This window comes from Streptomyces sp. NPDC003379, assembly GCF_053589195.1.
The window spans coordinates 1-2,395 of record NZ_JBSFRK010000122.1 but is presented as its reverse complement, the minus strand read 5'-3'; the positions used below and the strand labels follow the sequence as shown (position 1 = coordinate 2,395).

Here is a 2,395-nt window from a genome sequence, read left to right as displayed (position 1 = left end):
ACCTTGCCGATGTCGCCGACGCGGCCGAACGCGGCATCCACCGGATCTGCTCCAATGAGCAACTCCCGTGGTCCTTCCTCACCCACACCGGACTGACAATCCATCCCGAAACACCACAGAACTAACGAAAAACTCAGTAGTGCTCTGACCACGTAGGTTCGCCGGGTTGCGTGTCCGAGCGGTTGGATGAACGGTGACGTCCGATCTGACCGCTGGGGGTGTGGTGGCTGAGCCTGTCTGTGTGCGCAGGTTGACTGACGAGGAGGGGCAGAAGCTGCAGCAGATCGTGCGCCGGGGCAGCACTAGTTCGGTGCGTTACCGGCGCGCGATGATGTTGCTGGCCTCGGCCGGCGGCAACCGGGTGCCGATGATCGCGAAGTTGGTGCAGGCCGACGAGGACACGGTCCGGGACGTGATCCACCGGTTCAATGAGATCGGTCTGGCCTGCTTGGACCCTCGGTGGGCGGGCGGGAGGCCGTCCCCGCCTGCTCAGTCCTGACGACGAGGACTTCGTCGTCCAGACGGCCACCACCCGCCCAACCAAGCTCGGCAGCCCTTCACTCGCTGGTCCCTCCGCAAACTCGCCGCCTACCTGCGCCGCGTACACGGCCGTGTGATCCGGATCGGCCGCGAGGCGTTACGGTGCCTGCTCACCCGCTGCGGCATCACCTTCCAACGCACCAAAACCTGGAAGGAGTCCCCCGACCCCGAGCGCGACGCCAAGCTCGATCGGATCGATCACGTGCTGGAGCACTTCCCGGACCGCGTTTTCGCGTTCGACCTTGTCCCGCAAGCTGGAGGCCGCGCTGGCGGGAGCCGGTCAGTGCCCCGCCCAGTGGGGTGAGCCCGCCTGGTCCGCGGAGCGGATCTACCCGGTGCGCATCGACCTCGCCCGTTCGGCCGGCACGTCATTTGAGGACGTCATCCTCACCATCCGCGCCGCGCTCGCCGAACTCGGCCATGCCCTGCCCGCCTTCGACATCGCCCTGCGCCGCTACTGGGAAATCCAGCACCCCGGCGAAAGCCTGGAGGAGTACCTGCGGCGCGGGGGACTGGGCGCCCGGTTCGGCAAGGCGATGCCGCAGCAGATGCAGTCCGCTCTCGCCGACATCGCCCAGGCCCTCCTCCTGCCCGGCACCGTCGGCACGGCGGTCGGCGCGGTGATCGGCTCCCTCACCGGGCGCTGCGCGAGCGGCGCCAGACCGTACGGGCGCTCGCCGGATGCGCGCGGCTGGTGGACCTCCTGGAGGCCGAGGCGGACCTGGAAGCCCCGTCCTTCTATCCCCATCTGCTGGCGTGGGAGCTCGCCCGGCTCCCGGCGGACCAGCGCGTCATGCCGGTGATCCTGCTGGACACCTTCGAGGACGTCGGCGACCGCACCCACCGCGACCTGGAACGCCTCCTCCAGCGGGTGGTGTGGCTGATGCCGAACTGCTTCTTCGTCATCACCGGCCGCTCCCGCCTGCAATGGGCCGACCCCGCTCTCCACGGACAGCTCGACTACACCGGCCCGAACGCCTGGCCCGGCCTGGCAGCACCCGCCGCTGTCCCGGCCGCCCGTGCCGCCGCCCGCCTGTCTCACGGCCCCGGGCGGCAGGTCCTGGTCGGTGACTTCTCCCCCGAGGACTGCGAGGACCACCTCGCCCGTCGGCTCACCCGTGACGGTGAACCGCTCATCGGCCAGGAGATCCGGCAGGTCATCAGTGACCGCTCCCACGGTCTGCCGCTCTACCTCGACCTGTCGGTGATGCGGTTCCTGGAGATCCGCCGCACCGGCCGCACACCGCAGCCGGCCGACTTCGACCACGACTTCCCGGCGCTGATCGCCCGCACCCTGTCCGACCTCACCGCCAACGAGCGGCACGTCCTGCGCTCCGTGGCCCTGCTGGACGCCTTCGACCTGGACCTGGCCACCGCGGCCGCCGGACTGACCCACCAAGCCCCGGCCCTGCGCCTGATCGAGCGGCCCTTCGTCCGCGAGAACGCCTTCGGCCTGTGGCCCTACCACCTGCACGGTCTGATCCGCTCCACCGTCCGCAGCGCCGACGACCAGGCCGACGACCGCTGGACGGCCCGCGACTGGGAACAGGCCGCCCAGCGCGCGCTCACCGCGCTCGGGGAACAATTCCGTACGCGCACCGGCCTCAGCCGGATGCTGCTGGTCGGCTGCCTGCGCCAAGGCCTCGCCCTGGCCCGCGACTTCCGTCTCGACCTGGACTGGCTGGCCGACGCCGCCTGGGCGTACGTCAGCGACTCAGTATGGGAACCGCTCGCCCCGCCGGCCCGCCCCGGGGCCGACAACGGCATGGTGACGGCGGCCGACGCTCTCGTCGAACTCCTGGCGACGCTCGCCCGCCGCCAGCACGAGCACCGCTCCCAGGCCGCCTCCCGCCTC

General features: G+C 70.5%; 1 protein-coding gene and 2 pseudogenes. All 3 read left to right on the top strand.

Going from position 1 to position 2,395, the window contains the following annotated elements:
• Positions 1-223 precede the first annotated feature (223 nt).
• Positions 224-781, top strand: a pseudogene (locus ACWDVB_RS40200) (helix-turn-helix domain-containing protein); the annotation flags it as partial.
• 1 nt (position 782) lies between these two features.
• Positions 783-1,343: a hypothetical protein gene (locus ACWDVB_RS40195; RefSeq protein WP_451520016.1), complete on the top strand. Its 561-nt coding sequence runs from the start codon at positions 783-785 to the stop codon at positions 1,341-1,343.
• Positions 1,235-2,395: pseudogene (locus ACWDVB_RS40190) on the top strand (ATP/GTP-binding protein); the annotation flags it as partial. The gene ACWDVB_RS40195 and the pseudogene ACWDVB_RS40190, both read left to right, overlap by 109 nt.